We start from the raw sequence: 23,833 nt of genomic DNA, 5'->3' as shown, positions 1-23,833 counted from the left end.
TCGCGCGCGGCATATTAACATTTGTCGAAATACAACTTCGAGCCCGCCGCGCACCTCATGCCGGTGTCGAGTCGCCCATGAGGGCATGCGGCGTGCGAGCGTGTCAGCCGTTCGACGGGAGATTTCAGCGCGATGAACCAGGATTGTTGCTAGAATGGCAGGCTGTATTTCGGGGGCCGCAACCATTCGATGGCACGGCGCCTGGAGCAAGACAGGCCGGTGTAGCTCAGTTGGTAGAGCAGCGCATTCGTAATGCGAAGGTCGAGGGTTCGACTCCTTTCACCGGCACCAGACAAAACAAGGGTTGGCGGCATCAGGGTCGCCAACCCTTTTTTTCTTTCCTTGCCCGTCCCTCCTACCGCTCACGCGGGCTGGCGATCGCGCGCCTTGGCGCTGTATTCCGGCCATGTGCGTTGCTGCGATCATGTCGTCCACGGATCGGACGTTGAGTGTCGGTCATGAATGGCAGCCCAACCAGCCGCCAGCGAAGCATACTGTCGGGCCATGGAACGGTCCATCGTCGTGCTCCTGCTGGTGCTCACCCAAGCTGCTGCGGCGCAGGAACGCAGCAACGTCTTCGGTGACCCCTTCCAGCAGCTCACGCACGGCCTGCCCGACTGCCCCGTGCCGGCCGGCCCGCTGCTCACGCGCGACGAGGCCAAGGCCGAGGCCCACGGTCGGTCGCAGCGCGGCGTCAGCTGCTACCTCGATGGTCGGTGCCGCCTCGCAAACAGCTACCTGTACGACAAGGAGATCATGCCGCGGGTCGAGATCGCGGTACGCGCGTCGGGACGCTTCGACGCCGACACGAGCGTCTGGGCGCTCGGTCAGCGGCGCCTGGTCTGGCTGAAGGGCTGCGTCTCGACGCCCGAGCAGGCGCGCGAGCTCGAACAGTTGGTCCGACGCATTGACGATGTCGAAGGCGTACTTGTCGAATTGAGCGTGGGCACGCAAGGCCCTGTGCGCTATGAGCGAGCGCCCTGAGCCCGGCACGGCCTCTTGGCTGACGGTCAACCTTGCCCGCCGCGACCGGTCAGTGGCACATGACGTCCGCCTCGGCGACGTGACACACCGACAAGAACCATAGCGAGGCCATCGGCTGCGCTGCGTCCGGCCGGACGGGTCACAGAAAAAGCAAAAAGCCGCTGCAAGTCAATGACTTGCAGCGGCTTCGCTTGAGAGGTGGCGGAGTGGACGGGACTCGAACCCGCGACCCCCGGCGTGACAGGCCGGTATTCTAACCAACTGAACTACCACTCCGCGTGGTGCTGAACTTCAAGTGGCTCATTGCTGAACCGCTCCAGGCATCAACCGCCTGTTCCAGGCCTGCCGGAGCAAACCTGGTACGCCCTAGGGGATTCGAACCCCTGTAGCCACCGTGAAAGGGTGGTGTCCTAGGCCTCTAGACGAAGGGCGCATGGACCTTTTTGCTTCAACGGCGCCACCTTGTTGGTGGAGGTAAGCGGGATCGAACCGCTGACCTCTTGCATGCCATGCAAGCGCTCTCCCAGCTGAGCTATACCCCCATTTCGGCTCATCGATCTGGCTGCCTTTCAGCGGTCAGATCGCTTCGCTTCAATCGGTTTGTGCCGTTCAAGCAAGACCAAGAGTATATACCGTTTTTCAAACGTCTTGCAAGCGGCCGAGCACTTCTGTTCGCGAGAACAGCGACAGCACCGCATCCACCGACGGCGTCTGCGCACGGCCGCACACCAGCACCCTCACCGGGATGGCCAACTGCGGCATCTTCAGCTTGTGTTCGGCCACGGTGTCCTTGATGGCCTGGTTGATCGCGGCCTTGTCCCAGGCGACCTCGGCCAGCCGCGCGGCCAGCGACTGCAGCGCAGGCCGGACGGCATCGCCCAGGTGCTGAGCCCGGTCGTCGGCGCTGGGGCTGACCGGCGCGAAATACATCGCCAGCCAATCGGCCAGTTCGACGGTGGTCGCGCAGCGGTCCTTGAACAGCGCGCACATCGGCTCCAGGGCCGCCACGTCGGCCACGGCGATGCCGCGCCGGCCCAGCTGCTGCGCCACCAGCGCGGCCAGGCGCGGGTCGTCGGCCTGCTTCAGGTGCTGCGCGTTGACCCAGGCCAGCTTGGCGGCGTCCCACTGCGCCGGGCTCTTCGACAGGTGCGAGCCGTCGAACCAGTCGATCAGCTGCCGCGGGCTGAACAACTCGTCGTCGCCGTGGCTCCATCCCAGGCGGGCCAGGTAGTTCAGCATCGCCTCGGGCAGGTAACCGCCGTCTTCGTAGGCGGACACCGCCACCGCGCCGCGCCGCTTCGACAGCTTCAGGCCGTCGTCCCCGAGGATCACCGGCAAGTGGCCGAACAGCGGCAACGGCGCGCCCAGCGCGTGGTACAGATTGATCTGCCACGGGGTGTTGTTGATGTGCTCATCGCCCCGGAAGACGTGGGTGATGGCCATGTCCCAGTCGTCGACCACGACCGCGAAGTTGTAGGTCGGCACCCCGTCGGCACGGGCGATGATCAGATCGTCGATCTCGCGATTGGCGATGCTGATCGGCCCCTTGACCAGGTCGTCCCAGCGCACCTCGCCCTCCTGCGGGTTGGCGAAACGGATCACCGGCTTGACGCCCTCGGGCACCGGCGGCAAGGACTTGCCGGGGGCCGGACGCCAACGGCCGTCGTAACCGGTCTTCTCGCCGCGCGCCTTCTGCGCCTCGCGCAAGGCCTCCAGTTCTTCGGGCGTGGCATAGCAACGGTAGGCCGTGCCGTCGGCCAGCATGCGATCGATCACCGCCTGGTAGCGGTCCAGTCGCTGCATCTGGTAGATCGGGCCTTCGTCGTAATTCAGGCCCAGCCAGTCCATCGAGTGCAGGATCTGCTCGACCGCGCCCTGGGTCGAGCGTGCCACATCGGTGTCTTCGATGCGCAGCACGAACTCGCCACCGTGGTGGCGCGCATAGGCCCACGAATAGAGCGCGGTGCGGGCGGTGCCCAGGTGCAGGAAGCCCGTGGGCGACGGCGCGATGCGGGTGCGGATTTTTTTTCCAGAGCTCATGGGGAAGGAATCGTAGGGTGGATCAGGCGCCGCGGTCGTCGCCCGGCCCGCTCTGCAAGGCCAGGCGGCTGCGGTCCGACGCTTCTTCTTCGTCGCCTTGCGACGCCCGCTGTGCCTTCATCGCGGCAAAGTCTTCCACCGACACGTCGCCGGTGATGTACTGGCCGTCGAAGCACGACGCCTCGAAGCCATGGATCGCCGGGTTCAGCGCGCCGACCACGCGCTTCATCGCGTCGACGTCCTGGTAGATCAGCGCGTCGGCGCCGATGAACTGGCGGATTTCCTCGATGCTGCGGCCGTGCGCGATCAGCTCCTCGCTGGTCGGCATGTCGATGCCGTACACGTTGGGGAAACGCACCGGCGGCGCGGCCGAGGCCATGTAGACCTTGCGCGCACCGGCCTCGCGCGCCATCTGCACGATCTCCTTGCTGGTCGTGCCGCGCACGATCGAGTCGTCCACCAGCAGCACGTTGCGGCCCTTGAATTCGATGCCGATGGCATTGAGCTTCTGGCGCACGCTCTTCTTGCGCACGCCCTGCCCGGGCATGATGAAGGTGCGGCCCACGTAGCGGTTCTTCACGAAGCCTTCGCGATACGGCTTGCCGATCTTCTGCGCCAACTGCATCGCCGACGGGCGGCTGGATTCGGGGATCGGGATCACCACGTCGATCTCGTTGGGCGGCATGGTCGAAATCAGGCGCTGGGCGAGCGTCTCGCCCAGGTTCAGCCGCGCCTGGTAGACCGAGACACCGTCGATCACCGAGTCCGGACGCGCCAGGTAGACGTACTCGAACATGCAGGGATGGAGCAGCGGCGCGTCGGCACACTGGCGGCTGTGAACCTGGCCCTGCAGATCGATGAAGATCGCCTCGCCCGGCGCCACGTCGCGCACGAACTGGTGGCCGGTGCCCTCCAGCGCCACCGACTCGCTGGCCACCATCACCTCCTGGCCGTCGCCTGTGTCCCGGGTCCCGAAGCACAGCGGGCGAATGCCGAACGGGTCGCGAAACGCGAGCAGGCCGTAGCCGGCAATCAGCGCCACCACGGCATACGACCCCTTGAGCCGGCGGTGCACGGCGGCCACCGCCTTGAACACCTCGTCGGGCGACAGCGGCAAATCGCGCGCCGCCCGCCCGATCTCGTGCGCGACGATGTTGATCAGCACCTCGGTGTCGCTCTCGGTGTTGATGTGGCGCCGGTCGATGTCGAACAACTCCTTCTTCAGCGCCGCCGCGTTGGTCAGGTTGCCGTTGTGCACCAGCACCACGCCGAACGGCGCATTGACGTAGAAGGGCTGCGCTTCCTCTTCGCTGTAGGCATTGCCCGCCGTGGGGTAACGCACCTGCCCCAGTCCCACGGTGCCCGGCAGGGCCCGCATGTTGCGGGTCCGGAAGACGTCGCGAACCATGCCCCGCGCCTTGTGCATGAAGCACTTGGTCCCTTGCATGGTGACGATGCCGGCCGCATCCTGGCCGCGATGCTGCAGCAGCAGCAAGGCGTCATAGATGAGCTGATTGACCGGCTGCCTGGAAATCACGCCAACGATGCCGCACATGGGGTGTCTGTCCTGAAGAAAACAAAGAAATGGGGGACGGGTCGCCGATGTCAAGCCACCGGAAAATGCCCACGCTCGGGCACCCAGGGGCGCATCGCTTCCAGCACCCGGTCGAGCCAGCCGGCACCCTGCGACGCCTGCCAAATCGGCGAATGGCGCGCCGGCGTCAGGCTGACCAAGGTGGTCACAGCCAGCAGCACCAGCAGGCCCCGCAGCAGGCCGAATCCGGCTCCCAGCAGGCGATCGAGAACGCTCAGCGGCGTGGCCGCCACCAGCCAGCGCGCCAGCCGCGCCAGCAGCGAAGCCGCCACCAGCGTGCCGACGAACGCCAGCGTGAAACCCAGTGCGCGCTGCCCCGCGGAGCCGGCCTCGCCCAGGGCCAGGCTTGCGGCCAGCGCCGGTCCGTAGACCTTGGCCACGACCCAGGCCGCGACCCAGCCGGCCAGCGAGAGCAGCTCGAACACCAGCCCGCGCCACAGCCCGACCAGCATCGACAGGCCCAGCACCGCGGCAAAGCCCCAGTCGAGCGGGGAAATGGGCGTCCCGAGGTTCACGGCTCGGCCTGACTCACAGGGTCAGCACAGCGGCCGGCAGGCCGCTGCTCTTGATCCGGGTCGCCGCCTTCGCGGCGTCGGCCTTGGTCGCGAACGGGCCGACGCGCACGCGAATGCGACGCCCGGAAGGCGATTCGATCACCTGGGTATAGGTCTTCAGCCCCAGGGCCTCGACCTTCATTCGTGCCGCGTGGGCCGTCGGCACTTCGGCGAACGCGCCGACCTGCACCACGTAGCGTCCTTGATCGACGGCGCCGTCCGCACTTCGGCCCTTGGGCGCAGCGCTGGCCGGGCGGGCTGCCGATGGCGCCACCGCGGCGGCCACGGCTGGCATGCTGCTCTTGGCCGACGTCGGCCTGGCGTCGACCTGCGAGGCCGTCGGCGCCACGACCTGCCCGGCAAGCCGTTTGCGCGCGGCCGACGCCGCCGCCGGGGCCGAAGCCGCCTGGCGGGCCAGCGACGCCCCGGCCACCGCGAACGGCGCCACCACCGCCGCGGCTGGCGGCACGATGCTTTCATGGTCGCCCAAGGCGGACGATGCCGGCACGTCCCCTTCGGACCTCGTCGCCGACGCGGCGGCGGGGGCGTTGCTGCCGATCGGCGCGACCCGCGGCACCGGCGGCGCCAGCGGGGTCATGCCTTCACGGGCAGGGATTTCAATCGGAATGTCGACCGGGATCGGGCGGGGCCGGCTCTCGAACACCAGCGGGAAACCGATGATGCCCGCCCCCAGCAACAGGCTGGCGCCAATCAGGCGGCGGCGGGCTTTCACACGCGCCTCGCGAACGATTTCCGACGCCTCGGCCAGGCCGGCCGCGGAGGGCGCGGGGGCGGACGTCTTCGAGCCGAACTTGAATTTCGAAAGCAGACCCATGCGTGGCAGCGAGCATCCGGGGCAGGTTCGCACAAACCGCCCTGCAGATGCCGGGCCGCATGGCCCTGGTGACCGCAGCCGGCCGAGTCAGGCACTCCGCGGCGCCGCCATGGCGCCCTGCCCGACCGAATTCACGCCTGGTGAGGCGCCGACAGCCGTGGCAAGCCCTTCTTCAGCACGCCGCCCACGGTATAGAACGAGCCGAAGACCACGATTCTATCAGCGGGGTCGGCCGCGGCCGCCGCGGCCGCCAGGGCCTCGTCGGGGCTGGCATGGCATTGCACCCGGGCCTGCCCCGCCGTCACCGCGGCCACCACCTCGGCCAATTGTTGCGCGGAGGCGGCACGCGGCAGCGGCAGGTCGGTGAGGTGCCAGACCTCGACCAGTGGCGCCAGCCGCGCCACCACCGCATGCAAGTCCTTGTCGTGCATCGCGCCGAACACCGCCCGGGTGCTCGGAAAGAAGCCCATCTGGTCCAGGTTGAGCGCCAGCGCGGCCACGCTCTGCTCGTTGTGGGCGACGTCCAGCACCAGAGCCGGTTGGCCCGGCACGATCTGGAAACGGCCCGGCAGATCGACGGTGGCCAGACCGAGCCGGATCGCCTGGGCGGTCACCGGCAGCCGCTCGCGCAGCGCTTCCAGGGCCGCGATCGCGCCGGAGGCATTGAGCAGCTGGTTGGCCCCGCGCAGCGCCGGATGGGCCAGCGCGTGGTAGCGGCGGCCGCGGCCGCTCCAGGCCCACTGCTGGCGATCGCCGGACTGCGTGAAGTCGCGCCCGGCCAGCCACAGGTCCGCACCGAGCCGTTCGGCCGCCGCCAGCACGCTGGCCGGCGGCACCGGGTCGGCCACGATGGCCGGCCTGCCGGCTCGCAGAATGCCGGCCTTCTCGCGGCCGATGCTCTCGCGGTCCGGGCCGAGGTAGTCGACATGGTCGATGGCCACGCTGGTGATCACGGCGCAGTCGGCGTCGAACACGTTCACCGCGTCGAGGCGGCCGCCCAGGCCCACTTCGAGGATCACCAGGTCGAGCGCTTCGGCCGCCAGCCGCCGCGCAATCGCGAGCAGCGTGAACTCGAAATAGGTCAGCGAGACGTCGCCGCGCGCGGCTTCCACTGCCGCGAAATGCTCGACCAGGCTGTCAGCGCCGACCATCTGCCCGTCGACGCGGCATCGCTCCTCGAAGTGAACGAGGTGGGGTTTGATGAACAGGCCGACGCGGTAGCCGGCCGCGCGCGCGATGCTCTCCAGCATCGCGCAGGTCGAGCCCTTGCCGTTGGTGCCGGCCACGCTGATGACCGGGCAGTCAAAACGCAGGCCCAGGCGGTCGCGCACCGCGCGCACCCGGTCCAGCGTCATCTCGATCTCGGTCGGGTGCAGGCGCTCGCAATGGGCGAGCCAGTCAGCCAGGGTGTCGAAGGGAATCACAGTGCGAACGAATCAGGTGTGAATCGGCGAGTCGCGACCGGCGCCGGGCCGCCCCAAGGCGGTCGCGCACCCCCTCGGGGGGTGGTCGCGGCACCCCGCGACCGGGGGCTCGGTGAACTCAGGCCACCGCGTCGGCGCCCTGGCGTTGCAGCATCGCCAACTGATGAGCAATGGTCGGGCGTAGCTGTCGGCGGTCGACGATCATGTCGAGAGCGCCCTTGGTCATCAGGAACTCGGACCGCTGGAAGCCCTCGGGCAGCTTCTCGCGCACGGTGTTCTCGATCACCCGCGGACCGGCGAAACCGATCAGCGCCTTGGGCTCGGCGATCACCACGTCACCGACGAAGGCGAACGACGCCGACACGCCGCCCATGGTCGGATCGGTCAGCACGCTGATGAAGGGCAGCTTGGCCTTGGCCAGGCGCGTCAAGGCGGCATTGGTCTTGGCCATCTGGAACAGGCTGAACAGGCCTTCCTGCATTCGCGCGCCGCCGGTGGCGGTGAAGCTGATGAAAGGCACCTTCTGCTCGATCGCGGTCTCGACGCCGCGCACGAAGCGCTCGCCCACCACCGAGCCCATCGAACCGCCCATGAAGTCGAACTCGAAACAGGCCACCACCACCGGCACGCTCATCACCGCGCCGCCGATCACGATCAGCGCGTCGGTCTCGCCAGTCGACTCCAGTGCGCCCTTGAGCCGTTCCGGATACTTCTTGCTGTCCTTGAACTTCAGTGCGTCGACCGGCAGGACCTCGTGCCCGATCTCGTAGCGCCCTTCGGCGTCGAGGAAGGCGTCGAGCCGGGCCCGCGCGCCGATGCGATGGTGGTGATCGCACTTGGGGCAGACGTTGAGGTTCTGCTCCAGATCGGTCTTGTACAGCACCGACTCGCACGACGGACATTTGATCCACAGCCCTTCGGGGACCGAGCGGCGCTCGCTCGGGTCGGTGTGCTGGATCTTCGGGGGCAGCAGCTTTTCTAGCCAACTCATGAACGGATGCTCCTCACAGCGATGGGGGACGTCAGCGCCACGGGCGCTCAGAGCGCATCGAGCGCCGCCCGGATCTCCGCCATGAACTGGCGGGCCGCCGGAGCGGCATTGTCGCGCGTTTGGGTCTCGAGGATCTGGATCAGCCGCGAGCCGATGACCACGCCGTCCGAGACCCGGCCGACCGCCTGGGCCGACGCCGCGTCACGGATGCCGAATCCCACGCCCACCGGCACGCTCACATGCCGACGAATGCGCGGCACGGCCTCGGCCACCGCGGCGGTGTCCAGGTGGCCTGCGCCGGTCACGCCCTTGAGCGAGACGTAGTAGACATAGCCGGTGGCGATCCGGCCCACCTGCTGCATGCGCTGCTCGGTCGAGGTCGGCGCGAGCAGGAAGATCAGGTCCAGGCCGTGGGCCTTCAGCGTCGCGGCAAACGCCTCGCATTCCTCGGGCGGGTAGTCGACGATCAACACGCCATCCACGCCGGCCGCGGCGGCGTCGGCCACGAAGGCGTCGCGGCCGTGCTTCTGGTCGTAGCGTTCGACGGGATTGGCATAACCCATCAGCACCACCGGCGTGGCTTGATTGGTCAGCCGGAACCGGCGCACCGCGTCGAGCACCTGCGTCATGCCGATGCCGCTGGCCAGCGCACGTTCGGCGGCCTTCTGGATCACCGGGCCGTCGGCCATCGGGTCGGAGAAAGGCACCCCGAGTTCGATCACGTCGGCCCCGCCCTCGGCGAGCGCCAGCATGATCTCGGTGGTGGCGTCGGCAAAGGGATCGCCCGCACAGACGTAGGGGATCAACGCCCGGCGATTGGACGCCTTGAGCGCAGCGAAGGTGGCGGCAATGCGGCTCATCGCACACCGCCTTCCTGCTTGGCAAAGGCCAGCGAGGCCTCGGCACCGCCCTTGACCGTCTGGCCCTGGCATGAGGGCCGGCAGAAGAACGCCGCCCCCGACAGGTCGGCCACGGTGCCGATGTCCTTGTCGCCCCGGCCGCTCAGGTTCACCAGCAGGTGCTGGTCAGGTCGCATCGTCGCCGCCAGTTTCATCGCGTAGGCCACGGCGTGGCTCGACTCCAGCGCCGGGATGATGCCTTCGGTGCGGCACAGGCGATGGAACGCCGCCAGCGCTTCGTCGTCCGTGATGCCGACGTATTCGGCCCTGCCGATGTCGTGCAGCCAGGCGTGCTCGGGGCCGACACCGGGGTAGTCCAGGCCGGCCGAGATCGAATGGGTCTCGGTGACCTGGCCGTTGTCGTCCTGGAGCAGGTAGGTGCGGTTGCCGTGCAGCACGCCGGGCGAGCCGGCCAGGATGCTGGCGGCGTGCTTGCCGGTGGCCAAACCCAGGCCGGCCGCCTCGACGCCAATCAGGCGCACGCTCTCGTGCTCGATGTACGGATAGAAGATGCCCATCGCATTGCTGCCGCCGCCGACGCAGGCGATCACCGCGTCCGGCTGCTGGCCGGCGTGGCCGAGCATCTCGGGCATCTGGACCAGGCATTCGTCGCCGATCACCCGTTGGAAATCGCGCACCATCTCCGGGTACGGCGCCGGGCCGGCCACCGTGCCGATGATGTAGAACGTGTTCTCGACGTTGGTGACCCAATCACGCAGGGCCTCGTTCAGCGCGTCCTTGAGCGTCTTGCTGCCCGACTCCACCGGAACGACCCTGGCACCCAGCAGGTGCATGCGATAGACGTTGGGGCTTTGGCGCTTGACGTCCTCGCTGCCCATGTAGACCACGCATTCCAGGCCGTAGCGGGCGCAGATCGTGGCGGTGGCGACGCCGTGCTGTCCCGCGCCCGTCTCGGCGATCACCCGCGGCTTGCCCATGCGGCGGGCCAGCAGCGCCTGGCCGATGGTGTTGTTGATCTTGTGCGCGCCGGTGTGGTTCAGGTCTTCGCGCTTGAGATAGATCTGCGCGCCACCGATCTCGCGGCTCAGGCGGTCGGCGTGGTAGACCGGGCTGGGCCGGCCGACGAAGTGCTTCAGTTCGCGCTGGAATTCGGCGATGAACGCCGGATCGTTGCGGTAATGGGCGTAGGCCGCCTTGAGCTCGTCCAACGCGTGGACCAGGGTCTCGGACACGAAACTGCCGCCATAGGGGCCGAAATGGCCCGACGCATCGGGCTGGTGATAGCTGAACATGAACAGGTCTTTCGAGATCAGGGGAGCGGTGCCGCCAGGCGGATATCGGCCTCGCGCACCGCGTCGCAGAACTGGCGCATCAGATCGGCGCTCTTGACGCCTTTGCCGATTTCGACGCCAGACGACACGTCAACGGCCCAGGGCCGGACGTGCATCACCCCATCGATCACATTTGCAGGATTCAACCCACCAGACAAAACGACCGGACGGGGCACGCCTGTAGGAATGAGAGACCAATCGAACGCCTTTCCGCCCCCCCCGTAGCCCTCCACATGGGCATCGAGCAAAAGGCCGGCGGCCTCCGGGTAGCGCGATGCGAAGTCTAGCAAATCGAAGCCTGGGGTCATCCGGGCGGCGCGCAGGAACGGCCGCCCGGCCCGCCGGCAATCGTCGGGGCGTTCGTCGCCATGAAACTGCAGCAGCGCGTGGGGCACCGCCCGCACGCCCGACGCGATCTCGTCCGGGCCGGCGTTGACGAACAGCAGCACCGGGCTGACGAAGGGCGGCAGCCGCCGCGCCAACTGACCGGCGCGCTCCGCGCTGACCGCGCGCGGACTGGCGGCATAAAGCACGAAGCCGATCGCATCGGCCCCGGCCGCCACCGCCGCGTCCACGTCGGCCTCGCGGGTCAGGCCGCAGATCTTGACGCGGGTACGGTGCTGAAAAAGAGAGGGCATGGCGAAACAAGGGTCGGCTCGGCGCAGGCCGACGGGCGCGGAAGGCTTACGGCAGCCAGTCCATCGCCGCGGTGGCCTGCGGGATCTGCAGGTGCGCATCGTAGACCGGACCGACGAAATAAAGCCCCTCGGGCGCGAAGGTGGGGGCGGCGGCATCGCGCGAGCGCGCCGCCAGCACCTCGGCCATCCAGCCGGCCGGTTGACGCCCGGCGCCGATGGCGACCAGGCAGCCCATGATGTTGCGCACCATGTGGTGCAGGAAGGCGATCGCCTCGAAATCGAAGCGCCAGTAGGCTCCGCGGCGCGTGATGTCGATGCGGTGGATCTGCTTGACCGGCGACAGCGCCTGGCACTCGGACGATCTGAACGAGCTGAAATCGTGCTCGCCGATCAGGTGCGCTGCGCCCTGCACCATCGCCTCGGCGTCCAGCGGCCGGAAGGTCCAGCCGCAGGCCCCTTGCTCGAGCGCCGGACGCACCGCCGCCTCCAGCAACAAGTAGCGGTAGCGACGTGCGCGGGCATGGTTGCGAGCATGGAAGTCGGCCGGCACCTCGCGGCACCATTGCACGGCGATGTCGTCGGGCAGGTAGCGGTTGGTGCCCCGGACCCATGAGAAGACATCGCGCTCCAGCGGCGTGTCGAAATGCACCACCTGGTTCAGGCCGTGAACCCCGGTGTCGGTGCGGCCGGCGCAGATCGTGTGCACCGGCATGGCCGCGAACTGGCCCAGCGCCTTCTCGACCTGGTCCTGCACCGTGCACCCGTCGGGCTGACTCTGCCAGCCGTGATAGCGCCCGCCCCGGTAGGCGACGCCCAGCGCGAGCCGGCGCAGTCCGGTCAGCTGCCCGTCGCCCGGGCTTGCGAGCGGGGCCGTGTCACTTGAGCTCATCGAGCAGGCTCTGGGCCCGCACGCGCAGCGCCCCGTCGGCCTTGCTCACGACCTCGCCCAACAGATCACGCGCGCCCTCGATGTCGCCAATGCGGCGGAACTCATCGGCCAGTTCGATCTTGCGCGCCAACGGGTCGGCGCTGCCGGCGTCGAGATCGGCCTCGGCGCTCCCACCGACGGGCGGCGGCGTGTCCAGATCCAGCGACAGATCGCCGAAGTCGAAGTCCACCGGCCCCGACGCCTGGGCCTCTTTGTGAGGCGGCACGTCGTCAGGCAGGTTGAGCGTGAAATCAAGCGGCTCGTCGGCCGCCTTCGCAGGCGCCGAGTGCATCGCGGGCGCATCGAGCTCGCCCGGCGTGGTGTGCTGCCGGAAACCATCGAGCGCCCCTGGCGAGGTGGGTTCGGGCTCGGGTTCGACCAGATCGGGCAGGCCGGAGGCGGTATCCAGCGGACGGGTCTGCTCCAGGCCGCTGAGCTGGGACGGCGCATCCAGGTCGATGTCGATATCGAAGCTCCCTCCGGCCGCACCCGCGTCGGCCGCCGCAGCCGGCACGTCCAGCGGCAGGGTCGGGTCGCTCATGAACCGGCTGTCGGGCAACACGCTGCCCGCCAACGGAGCGGCATCGACCAGCGTCGCGGCGACCGGCTCCTGAGCCGCACTCGTCGCATACAGCGGGTTCGATGGATCCAGTTGCCGGCCCATGTCGGCGGCCCGCTGCCAGTCCTCGCCCTCCCCACCGGTCAGTTCGTGCAACTGCCGGGCCTGCGCTTCGAAGCCCTTGACGTCGGCACGCTTGGCGTAGACCTCCAGCAGTTTGACGCGAATCGCCGGACGGGCGCCATCGCTGCGAAGCGCCTCTTTGAGGATTTCCTCGGCCTGCAGATCGCGGCCGTACGCCAGGTACACGTCGGCCTCGGCGACCGGATCGACGTCGCCGATGGCATCCAGCTGGCTCAGCGAATAGCTCAGCGACGACGAGGCGTTGCTGCTCGGGCCATCGCGGGTATCGACCCGCTGCCCACCGCTGGCGCCGAAGAACGAATCGGGCTGCAGCTTGCTCTCGATGAACGACGTCTCACCGGCACCGTCCTGGCCCTTGCGGCGCCAGCGCATGAAGCCCAGCCCCGCCAGCAGCGCGGCCAACATGGCGGCACCCGGCATGACGAAGGGGTTGTCGCTGAGCGCATCCAGCAGACCCGTTTGCGGGACGGGTGCCGGCTTCGGAGCGGCCCCCTTGGGTGCCGCCCTGGACGCCGCGACCGCCGGGACGGACGCGGATGCCGCCGCCACCGATGCCGCGGCCGAAGGCGCGGCGGTCACCACGGGGGCGACCGTTGCCGCCACCGGCACCGCAGGCAGCGACGCCGCGGGGGTCGGCGCCTCGCTGCGGATCGGTGCGGCCGGACCGCTGGCCGACAAGCCCTTGAGTTCGGCGACGTTGCGCGCCAGCTCGGCCACCCGGGCCTGGGCGGCTTGGCGCTCGGCTTCCTTCGAGATCTTGGCTTCGGTCCCGCTGGCCTTCAAGCCCCCCTTGGACAGCAGGAGCTTGTCCGGCGGCTGGCCGTTGTCGGTCTTGCGATCCTGCACCTGGGTCTCGACCTTGCCGCTGGCCTGGTGCGCGGGCCCGTTGCCGCGCATCTCGGGCGCAGCACCGGCCAGCCGTTGCCGGAAGGCCGCGAAATCGGCGCTCTGTGCCTGGATGATGCGCCGCGCCTCCGCCTGCGGCACGGCATCCGCCTGGGCCTGCGATTCGCCCAGGTTCAGCACCGCGCCGGCCTTCAGCCGGTTCATGTTGCCGCCATTGAACGCCTGGGCGTTGTTGCGATAGAGCGCCACCAGCATCTGGTCCAGCGAAACGCCGGGGCGCACTTGCGCCGCGGCAATGCCCGACAGGGTGTCGCCTGCGCGCACCCGATAGCTTCGCTCGGTCGGGGCGGGTTTCTCGGCGACCGGCTTGGGCGTCTTCGCACGGGCCACCGGCTCGCTCGGAGACGGCGCAGGCGGCGTTGCGCCGGACGGCGTGGCCGACATGATCGGCGCGGCCGCCACCGCCACGGGCGACGGGGTCGACGCCGTGATCGGCGGATCGATCAGCAAGGTGTAGGAACGCTGCAGCCGGCCGCTGTTCCACGAAAAATCAAGCAGGACGTCGAGGAAGGGTTCGGTGACGGCCCGCTCGCTGGACAGGCGCAGCACCATCCGTCCGTCGGGCCGGCGCACCAACTTGGCCTGGGCATGGGACAGCACGGCATTGAAATCAACCCCGGCGGCCCGGAAGGCGTCGGGCGAGGCCAGCGCCGCCTTCAGCGACCCCGCCTCATCGGGGGTCAGATCGTTGACGTCGATCTCGGCCCGCAAGGGTTCGCCCAGCGCGGACTGCACCGACAGCCGACCCAGGCTCATCGCCAGGGCGCCCGAATGCACCAGCATCAAGGCAGCCGCAGCCACCCAGGTCATGGTCGGGCCCGAGGCCCTGAATGAGGTGTTCTTCAAAGCGTCTCCGGGATCGCAAACCGGCGTGTCTGGATGCCCGACCGGTCGCCAACGAGGGTTCTTTCGCCCCCTCGCCCAACTGCGGGCGGGAATCGGCGAGAAAACACCATAGCATCAAGCATATAGGCAGGCAAGCTCATCCATTTCCTGACATTTCAGTCGGCATGCGATTTAACCCATCCGCAGCCCCTTGCATGTTGCCCCGCGGCAACGTACCGCAACGGTTTGAAACAAGGGGCGCGGCCGAGGGGTCATCGGCCCGGCATTCGCCGGGCCGCCACGCTCACTGGTCGAGCAGGATGCGCAGCATGCGGCGCAGCGGCTCGGCCGCCCCCCACAGCAGTTGATCGCCGATGGTGAACGCGCCGACGTACTCCGGTCCCATCGCCAGCTTGCGGATGCGGCCGACCGGAATCGTCATCGTCCCGGTCACCGCCACCGGCGTCAGGTCCTTGATCGTCGCTTCGCGGTTGTTGGGCACCACCTTCGCCCACGCGTTGTCAGCGGCGATCATGGCCTCGATATCGGCCACCGGCACGTCCTTCTTGAGCTTGAAGGTCAGCGCCTGGCTGTGGCAGCGCATCGCCCCGACGCGCACGCAAAAGCCATCGACCGGGACGGCCGCCGAGCCGAAGCCCTCGCCCTGCCCCAGGATCTTGTTGGTCTCGGCCATGCCCTTCCACTCTTCCTTGGACTGGCCATTGCCCAGATCCTTGTCGATCCAGGGGATCAGCGAGCCGCCCAGCGGCACGCCGAAGTTGGCAGTCTGCTCCGGCGTCAACGCGCGCTGGGTCGCGATGACCTGGCGATCGATCTCGAGGATCGCGCTCTTGGGGTCGTCCAGCAGCGCCTTGACCGAGGCATTCAGCGTACCGTACTGCGTCAGCAACTCGCGCATGTGCTGGGCGCCGCCGCCCGAGGCGGCCTGATAGGTCTGGGTGCTCATCCACTCCACCAGACCCGCCTTGTACAGCGCGCCGACGCCCATCAGCATGCAGCTGACGGTGCAGTTGCCGCCGATCCAGTTCTTGCCGCCTTGGGTCAGCGCCGACTTGATCACCGGCAGGTTGACCGGGTCCAGGACGATCACGGCGTCCCGGTCCATGCGCAGCGTCGAGGCGGCGTCGATCCAGTGGCCGGTCCAGCCGGCCGCGCGCAGCTTGGGGAAGACCGCGGAGGTGTAGTCGCCGCCCTGGGCGGTGACGACGATGTCGCAGCGCTTGAGCGCGTCGATGTCGAACGCGTCCTGCAGCGTCGTCTCGTTCCTGGCCTGCGCCGGGGCCTGGCCGCCGGCGTTGGAGGTCGAGAAGAACAGCGGTTCGAAGTGCGCGAAGTCGTTCTCCGCCTGCATGCGGTCCATCAGGACCGAGCCGACCATGCCGCGCCAGCCGACCAAACCTACGAGTGCCATTTCAGTGTTTCCTTTGATGCCAGTCACCAGACCCTGCTCTGCCCCGGCTCATCGCGCCGGGTCCAGTGGGTTGGGGCGTGACGAGACCGAGCGCTCAGCGCTTGGTAATCGTTTTGCCGGTGGTCGCGCCGGTGACGGCGGCCACGACCGCATCGCCCATCTCGCGCGTGCCCACCTTCTGGGTGCCTTCGCTCCAGATGTCGGGCGTGCGGTAACCCGCGGCCAGCACAGCGCGCACGGCCGACTCGATCCGGTCGGCGGCCTCGGGCTGTTGGAGTGAGAAGCGGAGCATCATGGCGGCGGAGAGGATTGTAGCCAGCGGGTTGGCCACCCCTTTGCCCGCGATGTCGGGCGCGCTGCCGTGGCTCGGTTCATACAAGCCCTGGTTGCTGGCGTTCAGCGAGGCCGACGGCAGCATGCCGATCGAGCCGGTGAGCATCGAGGCCTCGTCCGAGAGGATGTCGCCGAACATGTTGCCGGTGACCACCACGTCGAACTTCTTCGGCGCCTTCACCAACTGCATCGCCGCGTTGTCCACGTACATGTGCTCCAGTTCCACGTCGGGGTACTGCGCATGCACCTCGGTGACCACGTCCTTCCAGAACTGGAAGGTTTCCAGCACGTTGGCCTTGTCGACGCTGGTGACCTTGCGGCCGCGCTTGCGCGCCGCCTGGAAGGCGACGTGGGCGATTCGCTCGATCTCAGGCCGGCTGTAGCGCATGGTGTCGAAGGCTTCCTCGGCACCGGGGAAGTGGCCGTCCACCGCGGTGCGGCGGCCACGCGGCTGGCCGAAGTAGATGTCACCGGTGAGCTCGCGGATGATCAGGATGTCCAGCCCGGCCACCAGTTCAGGCTTCAGGCTGGAGGCGTGGGTGAGCTGCTCGTAGCAGATCGCCGGACGGAAGTTGGCGAACAGGCCCAGGTGCTTGCGCAGGCCCAGGATGGCCTGCTCGGGGCGCAGCGGCCGGTCGAGCTTGTCGTACTTCCAGTCGCCCACGGCGCCGAACAGGATGGCGTCGGCCGCCCTGGCGAGGTTCAGCGTGCTCTCGGGCAGCGGATGGCCGTGGACCTCGTACGCGGCGCCGCCGACCTTGGCCTCTTCCAACTCGAAGTCCAGGTCGAGCACCTTCAGCACGCGCACCGCCTGCTCGACGATCTCGGTGCCGATGCCATCGCCCGGCAGCACTGCAATCTTTATGGTCATGATGGGTCAGGTTCTCGTCGTATTTTTCTCAGCGCACCAGGCGCTGGTTCAGCCAGGGCATGCGGGCCAGGCGCTCGGCCTCGAAGGCCTTGATCTTGTCGGCGTGGCGCAGCGTCAGGCCGATGTCGTCGAAGCCGTTGACCAGGCAGTACTTGCGGAAGGCCTGCACCTCGAACGGCAGTTCGCTGCCGTCGGGCTTGATCACGACCTGGCGCGGCAGGTCGACGGCCAGCTGGTAGCCGGGGAAGGCGGCCACCTCGTCGAACAACCGCGCCACCTGGCTCTCGGGCAGCACGATGGGCAGCAGGCCATTCTTGAAGCAGTTGTTGAAGAAGATGTCGGCGAAGCTGGGCGCGATGAGGGCCCGAAAGCCGTACTGCGCCAGCGCCCACGGCGCGTGCTCGCGGCTGGAGCCGCAGCCGAAGTTGTCGCGCGCCAGCAGCACCGAAGCGCCGGCATAGCGCGGCTGGTTCAGCACGAAATCGGGGTTGGGCTTGCGGCTGGCCGGGTCCTGGCCGGGCTCGCCCGTGTCCAGGTAGCGCCATTCGTCGAACAGATTCGGGCCGAAGCCGGTGCGCTTGATCGACTTCAGGAACTGCTTGGGGATGATCGCGTCGGTGTCGACATTGGCGCGATCCATCGGGGCCACGAGGCCCTTGTGGAGGGTGAATGCTTGCATGGCTTTTTCAGTCGTTTGGCGACGATCGGCGACGGCGCGGCGTGCCGCGCAGCGTCGGGCTCGTCAGTCCTTGGCCTTCTTGGCGGCGCCTTCGATGGCATCGCCGGCCTTCTGGATGTCCTTGCCCATGCCTTGGACGGTGTTGCAGCCCATCAGCAGCACGAGGGTCAACGCGAACACGCTCAGGATCAGTTTCTTCATGATGATGTCTTCCTTCAGGCCACACGACGCACGTCAACGAAATGCCCGGCCATCGCCGCGGCGGCGGCCATCGCCGGGCTGACCAGGTGGGTTCGGCCGCCCGCACCCTGGCGGCCCTCGAAATTGCGGTTGCTGGTGCTGGCGCAGCGTTCGCCCGGCTCCAGCCGGTCGGCGTTCATCGCCAGGCACATGCTGCAGCCCGGCTCGCGCCATTCGAAGCCGGCCGCCTTGAACACCTTGTCCAGGCCTTCGGCCTCGGCCTGCGCCTTGACCAGGCCCGAGCCCGGCACCACCATCGCCAGGCGCACGTTGGCGGCGATGCGGCCGCCCACCCGACGGACGACCTCGGCGGCTTCACGCATGTCCTCGATGCGGCTGTTGGTGCACGAGCCGATGAAGACCTTGTCGATGCGGATGTCGGCCAGCGGCTTGTTCGGCTCCAGTGCCATGTAGGTCAGCGCGCGCTCGATCGCGCCGCGCTTGACCGCGTCCTTTTCCTTGTCGGGATCGGGCACCCGGTCCTCGATCGACAACACCATCTCGGGCGAGGTGCCCCAGGTGACCTGCGGGCGGATCTGCGCCGCGTCCAGCTCCACCACCTTGTCGAAGTGCGCGCCAGCATCGCTGTGCAAGCTGCGCCAGTAGCCGATCGCATGGTCGAGCTCGACGCCCTTGGGGCTGAACGGCCGGCCCTGCACATAGCTGATCGTGGTGTCGTCCACCGCCACCAGGCCGGCGCGCGCCCCGGCCTCGATCGCCATGTTGCAAACCGTCATGCGGCCTTCCATCGACAGCGCCCGGATCGCCGAGCCGCCGAACTCGATCGTGTAGCCGGTACCACCGGCGGTGCCAATCTTGCCGATGATGGCCAGCACGATGTCCTTGGCCCCGACGCCCCGCGCCACGACACCTTCGACGCGCACCAGCATGTTCCTGGCCTTCTTGGCCAGCAGGGTCTGCGTGGCCAGCACGTGCTCGACCTCGGAGGTGCCGATCCCGTGCGCCAGCGCGCCGAAGGCGCCATGGGTCGAGGTGTGCGAATCGCCGCAGACCACGGTCATGCCCGGCAGCGTCGCGCCCTGCTCGGGGCCGATCACGTGCACGATGCCCTGGCGCAGGTCGTTCATCTTGAACTGGGTGATGCCGTGGCGGTCGCAGTTCGCGTCCAGCGTGTCCACCTGCAGCCGGCTGATCGGATCGGCAATGCCTTGCGAGCGGTCGGTGGTGGGCACGTTGTGGTCGCTCACCGCCAGATTGGCCGACAGGCGCCAGACCTTGCGCCCGGCGATCTCCAGCCCCTCGAAAGCCTGCGGGCTGGTGACTTCGTGCACCAGATGGCGATCGATGTACAGGGTGGCGGTGCCGTCGTCCTCGGTATGGACGACGTGCTCGTCCCACAGCTTGTCGTAGAGGGTGCGTGCGGTCATGTCAGGCAGTTCCAGGTCAGGGGTGAGATTGTCGGGGATGTGCGGCCAGCGCCGACAAGGTATCTGTAAAACGCTGTACGACGGTGGGCAGCACGGCTTGGTCGCGGGCCACCAGCAGGTAGGTGCGGCGCGCCCAGGGTTCGGCCAGCGCGCGGACCTCGATCTCGAACAGCTTCGCGAAGCGCTGCGCGACCGCGGCCGGCAGCACGGCCACGCCCAGGCCGGCGTCGACCAGTTGCGCGATCGCGTCGAAGCCGTGCACCTGCAGCCGCGCCTTCAGCGTGCGGCCGCGTTCGAGCGCGCGCTGCAGCATCAGCTCGTGGACCGAGGCACCGATGTGCAGTCCGACGATGTCGAAGTCGAGCAGCGCGTCGAACGGCAGGCCGCGATCGGCGCCGCCCGCACCGGCCTGGGCCAGCACATGCCCCCTGGGCAGCACCACCGCCAGTTCACCCTCGCGGTAGGGCCAGGCGCGCAGCCGGGCGTCGGCCTGCGGCGGCGCAGTGACGCCGACGTCGGCCCGGCCCTCGGCCACGGCGGCCTGGACCTCGGCGCTGGTCAGCTCTTCCAGGCTGACGCGGATCTGCGGATGCTCGCGCAGGAAGGTCGCCAAATCCGGCGGCAGGCATTCCGCGATCGCCGATGCATTGGCCACCAGGCGCAGATGCCCTTTGATGCCGCGGCTGAATTCGACCACCTCGCTCTCCAGCGCATGCAGCGAGGCATTGAGGCTGCGGATGTGGCGCACCAGGGCGCGGCCGGCCTCGGTCGGTTCGACGCCCCGGGCGCGGCGCTCGAACAACTGCACGCCGAGCCGCGTCTCCAGGTCCTTCAGGCGCTTGCTCGCGGCGGCAAGCGCCAGGTGCTCCTGCTCCGCGGCGCGCGTGATGTTGCCCGCGTCGGCAATCGCGAGCACCAGGTTGAGCGTGAGCAGGTCGAAGCGCATGGCAGCATGAGAAAGGTGGCGAGCCGGGCGGGTGCGGGCCCCGCACCGCCCGGGTCAGGCAGGCAGCACCCGAGGGGGCGAGGCCGGTGAACCTCGGGCCCGCCTTTGCTCGCTGGACCGTATGGTGCACGAAGGTAGAAAACTCAGCTCACGGCAATCGCCAATGAAGACTTCGCAAAACACGAAGGATACTCGCCGCCAGGCCGTTCACTGGACGGTGCCAGATCACCCCCGGTTAGGATCAAGGTCAGGCTGTCACTTTCACCTCCCGTCACCGCATGCCGCCCTCGCCGCCGCCCACCGCCGTCGCCCCGGCCATTGCGCTGTGGGAAGCCGATGCCCAGGGCCCGCTGCTGCGGCTGTCGGGCGACTGGCGCGGCCAGGGCACGTTCCCCCCGGCACCGGTGCTGCCGCCGGGCGCCTCGCTGCGGATCCATGGCGACGGCCTGACCCATTACGACAGCCGGCTCGCCGCGGCGCTGTGGGCCCTGGGCCCGGCACAAGGTCGGCCGCTGGACGCCGCCACCCTGCCCGCCGGCTTGCGCGAGGTGCTCGCGCTGGCCGCCGTCGCCCCGGCGCCGTCGTCCGACGCGCCCGAAGCCCCGCACGGCTGGCTGGCCCGCGTCGGCCTGCGCCTGGTGCGCAGCACCGCGAATGCGCGGGTCACGCTGCGCTTCGTCGGCGAGTTGCTGCACGCGGTGGGCCGCTGGCTGCGCGGTCAGTCGGCCATGCGCGGCGTGGACTTGCTGCAGCAGTTGCAGGCCACCGGCCCGTCCAGCCTGCCGATCGTCTCGCTGGTGAGCTTTCTGGTCGGGCTGATCATCGCGTACATGGGGGCCGCGCAGCTGCAGCGCTTCGGCGCGCAGATCTACATGGCCGACCTGGTCACCATCGGCGTGGTGCGCGAGATCGCAGCGCTGATGACCGGCATCATCCTGTCCGGCCGCATCGGCGCCGCCTTCGCGGCCCAGCTCGGCAGCATGCAGGCCAACGAGGAGGTGGACGCCCTGGCCAGCCTGGGCCTGAACCCGGTCGAGCACCTGGTCCTGCCGCGGGTGCTGGCGATGGCGCTGATGGCCCCGCTGCTGACCACCTATGCCGCGCTGGTGGGCATGCTGGCCGGGCTGCTGGTGGCGGTGGGCATCTTCCAGGTCGAGCCGCTCGAGTACCTGGTCCGCAGCCTGCAATCGTTGAGCTTCGCCCACGTGGGCATCGGCCTGCTCAAGGGCACGGTCTACGCCGTGCTGGTGGCGGTAGCCGGCTGCCGTCAGGGCATGAACGCCGGCCGCAGCGCCCAGGCGGTGGGCGAGGCCACCACCGCGGCCGTGGTCCAGTCCATCGTCTGGATCGTGGTGGCCGCGTCGGCGCTGACCATGATGTTCCAGCGCCTGGGGTGGTGATGAGCGCGCGGCCCCCGCACGATGCAGACCCGCTGGTGCGGGTGGACGATCTCACGCTGGCCTGGGGCGAGCGCGTGATCCAGCGCCACCTCAGCTTCGAGATCCGGCCCGGCGAGATCCTGGTGCTGATGGGCGGCAGCGGCTGCGGCAAGAGCACGCTGCTGCGCCATCTGATCGGTCTTCACACGCCCGCGGCCGGACGCATACGCTACGGCGAGATCGACCTCGCGCAGGCCGACGAGGCCGCCCTCGACGCGCTGCGCCGCCGCTTCGGCGTGATGTTCCAGGCGGGCGCGTTGTGGAGTTCGATGAGCGTGGGTGAGAACGTGATGCTGCCGCTGCAGGAATTCACCGAGCTGCCCGATGCCGAGATCGAGGCGCTGGCCCGCTTCAAGCTCGCGCTGGTGGGGCTGGATGGCAGCTTCGACGCCTCGCCCGCTGCGCTCAGCGGCGGCATGAAGAAGCGCGCCGCCATCGCCCGTGCGATGGCGCTGGACCCACCGCTGCTCTACCTCGACGAGCCGTCGGCCGGGTTGGACCCGCTGACTTCGGCCCGGCTCGACGAGCTGATCCTCAACCTGCGCGATCATCTGGGCACCACGGTCGTGATGGTGACCCACGAGCTCGACAGCATCTTCGCCGTGGCCGACCGCGCCCTGTTCCTCGACGCCCAGGAGAAAACCATGACCGCGCTGGACGCTCCCCGCACCCTGCTGGACAGCGGGCCCGACACCGTGCGCCGCTTTCTGCGCCGCGCCGAGCGGCCATGAGCGCGCCGGGCCGCTCCCGAGCGCGAATCCCTCAGCGCGCAGCGCGGAGGGTTGCACCATGAGCGCGCCGGTCCGCTCCCCCGCGCGCATCCCGCAGCGCCCAGCGCCCAGGGGAGTCCAGTGAGCCGGCACCGCAGCAACCCGGCCCTGCTCGGCCTGTTCGTGGTCGGCGCGCTGGTGCTCCTGTTCGTCACCGTGTTCACGGTCGCGGGCGGCTCGCTGCTGATCCGCAAGCAGAAGGTGGTGATGCACTTCGACGGCTCGATCTACGGCCTGCAGATCGGTGCGCCGGTGGTCTTCCGCGGCGTGCGGCTGGGCAGCGTGACCTCGATCGGCGTGGCCTACGACAAGGCCCGCAACACCGTGACCATTCCGGTCGAGGCGGAACTCGAACGCGACATGCTGCGCAACGTCAGCGGCGCCAGCGTGACCGATGACCCGGGTACGTCCGTGCCAGCCCTGGTCGCCCGCGGCCTGCGCGCCCAGCTGGCGATGCAAAGCCTGCTCACCGGACAGCTCTACGTCGACCTCGATTTCCACCCCGACAAGCCGCTGCGGCGCGTCAACACGGACCGCCCCGAGACCGAGATCCCCACCATTTCCACTGCGATCCAGGAGCTCAAGAACCAGGTCGGCGGGCTGGACATCAAACGCCTGGTCGACGACGTGGCGGCGATCGCCAGCACCGCCCGGCGCGTCATCACCGGCCCCGAGCTGGCCCAGTCGGTGAAGGACATCCAGGCCATCACCGCCAACCTCCGGCACCTCACCGCACAGCTCGACCGCCGCGCCGGGCCGCTGGCCGATTCGGCCCAGCAGACGCTGCGCTCGACCCGCGAGGCGATGGACCGGATGGGCGCGGCCGCCAGTGCGGTGAGCGGCTCGGCGCAGACGGTGGGCCAGACCGCGCAACGCGTGGGCAGCAGCTTCGCGCCCGACGCCCCGCTGATCCAGAGCCTGCGCCGTTCGGCCGACGAGCTCTCGCAGACCGCGGCCGCGCTGCGCCGGACCACCGCCGACGACGCGCCGCTGAACCAGGACCTGCAGCAGGCGCTGAAAGACGTCGCCACCGCCGCCCGGGCGCTGCGCGAACTGGCCGACACGCTGGACCAGCAACCCGAAGCCGTGCTCAAGGGCCGGCACTGAACGCCGGAGCGACCG

The 23,833-nt window shown here is 68.8% G+C and carries 21 protein-coding genes and 4 tRNA genes; 5 read left to right on the top strand and 20 right to left on the bottom strand.

Features of this window, described 5'->3' with window-relative positions; genetic code table 11:
• Window positions 1–215: 215 nt before the first annotated feature.
• Window positions 216–291 (top strand) — tRNA-Thr (locus AC0N04_RS10225).
• Window positions 292–504: 213 nt separating this feature from the next.
• A complete protein-coding gene (locus tag AC0N04_RS10220; RefSeq protein WP_474281181.1) occupies window positions 505–984 on the top strand; it encodes a BON domain-containing protein in 480 nt (159 codons plus the stop codon).
• A gap of 199 nt (window positions 985–1,183) precedes the next feature.
• On the opposite strand, the gene AC0N04_RS10215 is transcribed toward AC0N04_RS10220, so the two are convergent.
• The 20 genes from AC0N04_RS10215 to AC0N04_RS10120 form a co-directional block, all read right to left on the bottom strand.
• Window positions 1,184–1,260 (bottom strand) — tRNA-Asp (locus AC0N04_RS10215).
• Window positions 1,261–1,341: 81 nt separating this feature from the next.
• Window positions 1,342–1,417 (bottom strand) — tRNA-Glu (locus tag AC0N04_RS10210).
• A gap of 33 nt (window positions 1,418–1,450) precedes the next feature.
• Window positions 1,451–1,526 (bottom strand) — tRNA-Ala (locus AC0N04_RS10205).
• A gap of 97 nt (window positions 1,527–1,623) precedes the next feature.
• Window positions 1,624–3,024 (bottom strand): glutamate--tRNA ligase, encoded by a 1,401-nt coding sequence (gene gltX, locus AC0N04_RS10200; RefSeq protein ID WP_474281179.1) that lies wholly within the window; start codon window positions 3,022–3,024, stop codon window positions 1,624–1,626.
• A gap of 22 nt (window positions 3,025–3,046) precedes the next feature.
• Entirely contained in the window at window positions 3,047–4,579 is a 1,533-nt protein-coding gene (gene purF, locus AC0N04_RS10195; RefSeq protein ID WP_474281177.1) for an amidophosphoribosyltransferase, read from the bottom strand.
• A gap of 50 nt (window positions 4,580–4,629) precedes the next feature.
• Complete coding sequence (locus AC0N04_RS10190; protein WP_474281175.1) at window positions 4,630–5,133, bottom strand: CvpA family protein; 504 nt, start codon at window positions 5,131–5,133, stop codon at window positions 4,630–4,632.
• A 13-nt stretch (window positions 5,134–5,146) separates the two neighbouring features.
• On the bottom strand, window positions 5,147–6,007 hold the full coding sequence (locus tag AC0N04_RS10185; protein WP_474281173.1) for an SPOR domain-containing protein: 861 nt from the start codon (window positions 6,005–6,007) through the stop codon (window positions 5,147–5,149).
• A 131-nt stretch (window positions 6,008–6,138) separates the two neighbouring features.
• Window positions 6,139–7,431 (bottom strand): bifunctional tetrahydrofolate synthase/dihydrofolate synthase, encoded by a 1,293-nt coding sequence (folC, locus tag AC0N04_RS10180; protein ID WP_474281171.1) that lies wholly within the window; start codon window positions 7,429–7,431, stop codon window positions 6,139–6,141.
• A gap of 118 nt (window positions 7,432–7,549) precedes the next feature.
• Window positions 7,550–8,422 (bottom strand): acetyl-CoA carboxylase, carboxyltransferase subunit beta, encoded by an 873-nt coding sequence (gene accD, locus AC0N04_RS10175; protein WP_474281169.1) that lies wholly within the window; start codon window positions 8,420–8,422, stop codon window positions 7,550–7,552.
• 47 nt (window positions 8,423–8,469) lie between these two features.
• Window positions 8,470–9,282 (bottom strand): tryptophan synthase subunit alpha, encoded by an 813-nt coding sequence (gene trpA / locus AC0N04_RS10170; RefSeq protein WP_474281167.1) that lies wholly within the window; start codon window positions 9,280–9,282, stop codon window positions 8,470–8,472.
• Window positions 9,279–10,574, bottom strand: coding sequence for a tryptophan synthase subunit beta (gene trpB / locus AC0N04_RS10165; protein ID WP_474281165.1), 1,296 nt, complete (start codon window positions 10,572–10,574; stop codon window positions 9,279–9,281). The genes trpA and trpB overlap by 4 nt, the downstream gene beginning before the upstream one ends.
• Before the next feature lie 17 nt (window positions 10,575–10,591).
• Window positions 10,592–11,251 carry a phosphoribosylanthranilate isomerase gene (locus AC0N04_RS10160; protein ID WP_474281163.1) on the bottom strand — a complete coding sequence of 220 codons (660 nt, stop codon included), beginning with the start codon at window positions 11,249–11,251 and terminating at the stop codon, window positions 10,592–10,594.
• A gap of 46 nt (window positions 11,252–11,297) precedes the next feature.
• Window positions 11,298–12,140 carry a tRNA pseudouridine(38-40) synthase TruA gene (truA, locus tag AC0N04_RS10155; protein ID WP_474281161.1) on the bottom strand — a complete coding sequence of 281 codons (843 nt, stop codon included), beginning with the start codon at window positions 12,138–12,140 and terminating at the stop codon, window positions 11,298–11,300.
• Window positions 12,127–14,634 (bottom strand): motility hub landmark protein FimV, encoded by a 2,508-nt coding sequence (locus tag AC0N04_RS10150; RefSeq protein WP_474281159.1) that lies wholly within the window; start codon window positions 14,632–14,634, stop codon window positions 12,127–12,129. Before AC0N04_RS10150 ends, truA begins: the two co-directional genes overlap by 14 nt.
• A 283-nt stretch (window positions 14,635–14,917) precedes the next feature.
• The gene (gene asd / locus AC0N04_RS10145; protein ID WP_474281157.1) at window positions 14,918–16,045 is read right to left on the bottom strand and encodes an aspartate-semialdehyde dehydrogenase; all 1,128 of its coding nucleotides are present in this window, start codon (window positions 16,043–16,045) and stop codon (window positions 14,918–14,920) included.
• Between the two features lie 94 nt (window positions 16,046–16,139).
• The gene (gene leuB / locus AC0N04_RS10140; RefSeq protein WP_474282041.1) at window positions 16,140–17,243 is read right to left on the bottom strand and encodes a 3-isopropylmalate dehydrogenase; all 1,104 of its coding nucleotides are present in this window, start codon (window positions 17,241–17,243) and stop codon (window positions 16,140–16,142) included.
• 34 nt (window positions 17,244–17,277) lie between these two features.
• Window positions 17,278–17,928 carry a 3-isopropylmalate dehydratase small subunit gene (gene leuD, locus AC0N04_RS10135; protein ID WP_474281155.1) on the bottom strand — a complete coding sequence of 217 codons (651 nt, stop codon included), beginning with the start codon at window positions 17,926–17,928 and terminating at the stop codon, window positions 17,278–17,280.
• Window positions 17,929–17,991: 63 nt separating this feature from the next.
• Window positions 17,992–18,129, bottom strand: coding sequence for an entericidin A/B family lipoprotein (locus tag AC0N04_RS10130; protein ID WP_474281153.1), 138 nt, complete (start codon window positions 18,127–18,129; stop codon window positions 17,992–17,994).
• 14 nt (window positions 18,130–18,143) lie between these two features.
• The gene (gene leuC / locus AC0N04_RS10125) at window positions 18,144–19,556 is read right to left on the bottom strand and encodes a 3-isopropylmalate dehydratase large subunit (protein WP_474281151.1); all 1,413 of its coding nucleotides are present in this window, start codon (window positions 19,554–19,556) and stop codon (window positions 18,144–18,146) included.
• 16 nt (window positions 19,557–19,572) lie between these two features.
• Window positions 19,573–20,502: a LysR family transcriptional regulator gene (locus AC0N04_RS10120; RefSeq protein WP_474281149.1), complete on the bottom strand. Its 930-nt coding sequence runs from the start codon at window positions 20,500–20,502 to the stop codon at window positions 19,573–19,575.
• 278 nt (window positions 20,503–20,780) lie between these two features.
• Between AC0N04_RS10120 and AC0N04_RS10115 the strand changes: the two genes are divergently transcribed.
• From AC0N04_RS10115 to AC0N04_RS10105, 3 genes are all read left to right on the top strand, one after another.
• The gene (locus AC0N04_RS10115) at window positions 20,781–21,902 is read left to right on the top strand and encodes an MlaE family ABC transporter permease (protein WP_474281147.1); all 1,122 of its coding nucleotides are present in this window, start codon (window positions 20,781–20,783) and stop codon (window positions 21,900–21,902) included.
• Window positions 21,902–22,672 carry an ABC transporter ATP-binding protein gene (locus tag AC0N04_RS10110; protein ID WP_474281145.1) on the top strand — a complete coding sequence of 257 codons (771 nt, stop codon included), beginning with the start codon at window positions 21,902–21,904 and terminating at the stop codon, window positions 22,670–22,672. Before AC0N04_RS10115 ends, AC0N04_RS10110 begins: the two co-directional genes overlap by 1 nt.
• 120 nt (window positions 22,673–22,792) lie before the next feature.
• Window positions 22,793–23,818: an MlaD family protein gene (locus AC0N04_RS10105; protein WP_474281144.1), complete on the top strand. Its 1,026-nt coding sequence runs from the start codon at window positions 22,793–22,795 to the stop codon at window positions 23,816–23,818.
• Window positions 23,819–23,833: the final 15 nt, after the last annotated feature.

The organism is Ideonella sp. sgz306126 (assembly GCF_056032705.1).
The sequence above is the reverse complement of the archived record's forward strand: the minus strand, read 5'-3'. Positions and strand labels throughout refer to the sequence as shown.

Excerpts from the sequence above, each read along its gene's own strand:
- AC0N04_RS10220 (WP_474281181.1), top strand. The coding sequence starts at position 505 with ATGGAACGGTCCATCGTCGTGCTCCTGCTGGTGCTCACCCAAGCTGCT.
- gltX (WP_474281179.1), bottom strand. The coding sequence starts at position 3,024 with ATGAGCTCTGGAAAAAAAATCCGCACCCGCATCGCGCCGTCGCCCACG.
- purF (WP_474281177.1), bottom strand. The coding sequence starts at position 4,579 with ATGTGCGGCATCGTTGGCGTGATTTCCAGGCAGCCGGTCAATCAGCTC.
- AC0N04_RS10185 (WP_474281173.1), bottom strand. The coding sequence starts at position 6,007 with ATGGGTCTGCTTTCGAAATTCAAGTTCGGCTCGAAGACGTCCGCCCCC.
- accD (WP_474281169.1), bottom strand. The coding sequence starts at position 8,422 with ATGAGTTGGCTAGAAAAGCTGCTGCCCCCGAAGATCCAGCACACCGAC.
- trpA (WP_474281167.1), bottom strand. The coding sequence starts at position 9,282 with ATGAGCCGCATTGCCGCCACCTTCGCTGCGCTCAAGGCGTCCAATCGC.
- trpB (WP_474281165.1), bottom strand. The coding sequence starts at position 10,574 with ATGTTCAGCTATCACCAGCCCGATGCGTCGGGCCATTTCGGCCCCTAT.
- AC0N04_RS10160 (WP_474281163.1), bottom strand. The coding sequence starts at position 11,251 with ATGCCCTCTCTTTTTCAGCACCGTACCCGCGTCAAGATCTGCGGCCTG.
- truA (WP_474281161.1), bottom strand. The coding sequence starts at position 12,140 with ATGAGCTCAAGTGACACGGCCCCGCTCGCAAGCCCGGGCGACGGGCAG.
- asd (WP_474281157.1), bottom strand. The coding sequence starts at position 16,045 with ATGGCACTCGTAGGTTTGGTCGGCTGGCGCGGCATGGTCGGCTCGGTC.
- leuD (WP_474281155.1), bottom strand. The coding sequence starts at position 17,928 with ATGCAAGCATTCACCCTCCACAAGGGCCTCGTGGCCCCGATGGATCGC.
- AC0N04_RS10130 (WP_474281153.1), bottom strand. The coding sequence starts at position 18,129 with ATGAAGAAACTGATCCTGAGCGTGTTCGCGTTGACCCTCGTGCTGCTG.
- leuC (WP_474281151.1), bottom strand. The coding sequence starts at position 19,556 with ATGACCGCACGCACCCTCTACGACAAGCTGTGGGACGAGCACGTCGTC.
- AC0N04_RS10120 (WP_474281149.1), bottom strand. The coding sequence starts at position 20,502 with ATGCGCTTCGACCTGCTCACGCTCAACCTGGTGCTCGCGATTGCCGAC.
- AC0N04_RS10115 (WP_474281147.1), top strand. The coding sequence starts at position 20,781 with ATGCCGCCCTCGCCGCCGCCCACCGCCGTCGCCCCGGCCATTGCGCTG.
- AC0N04_RS10110 (WP_474281145.1), top strand. The coding sequence starts at position 21,902 with ATGAGCGCGCGGCCCCCGCACGATGCAGACCCGCTGGTGCGGGTGGAC.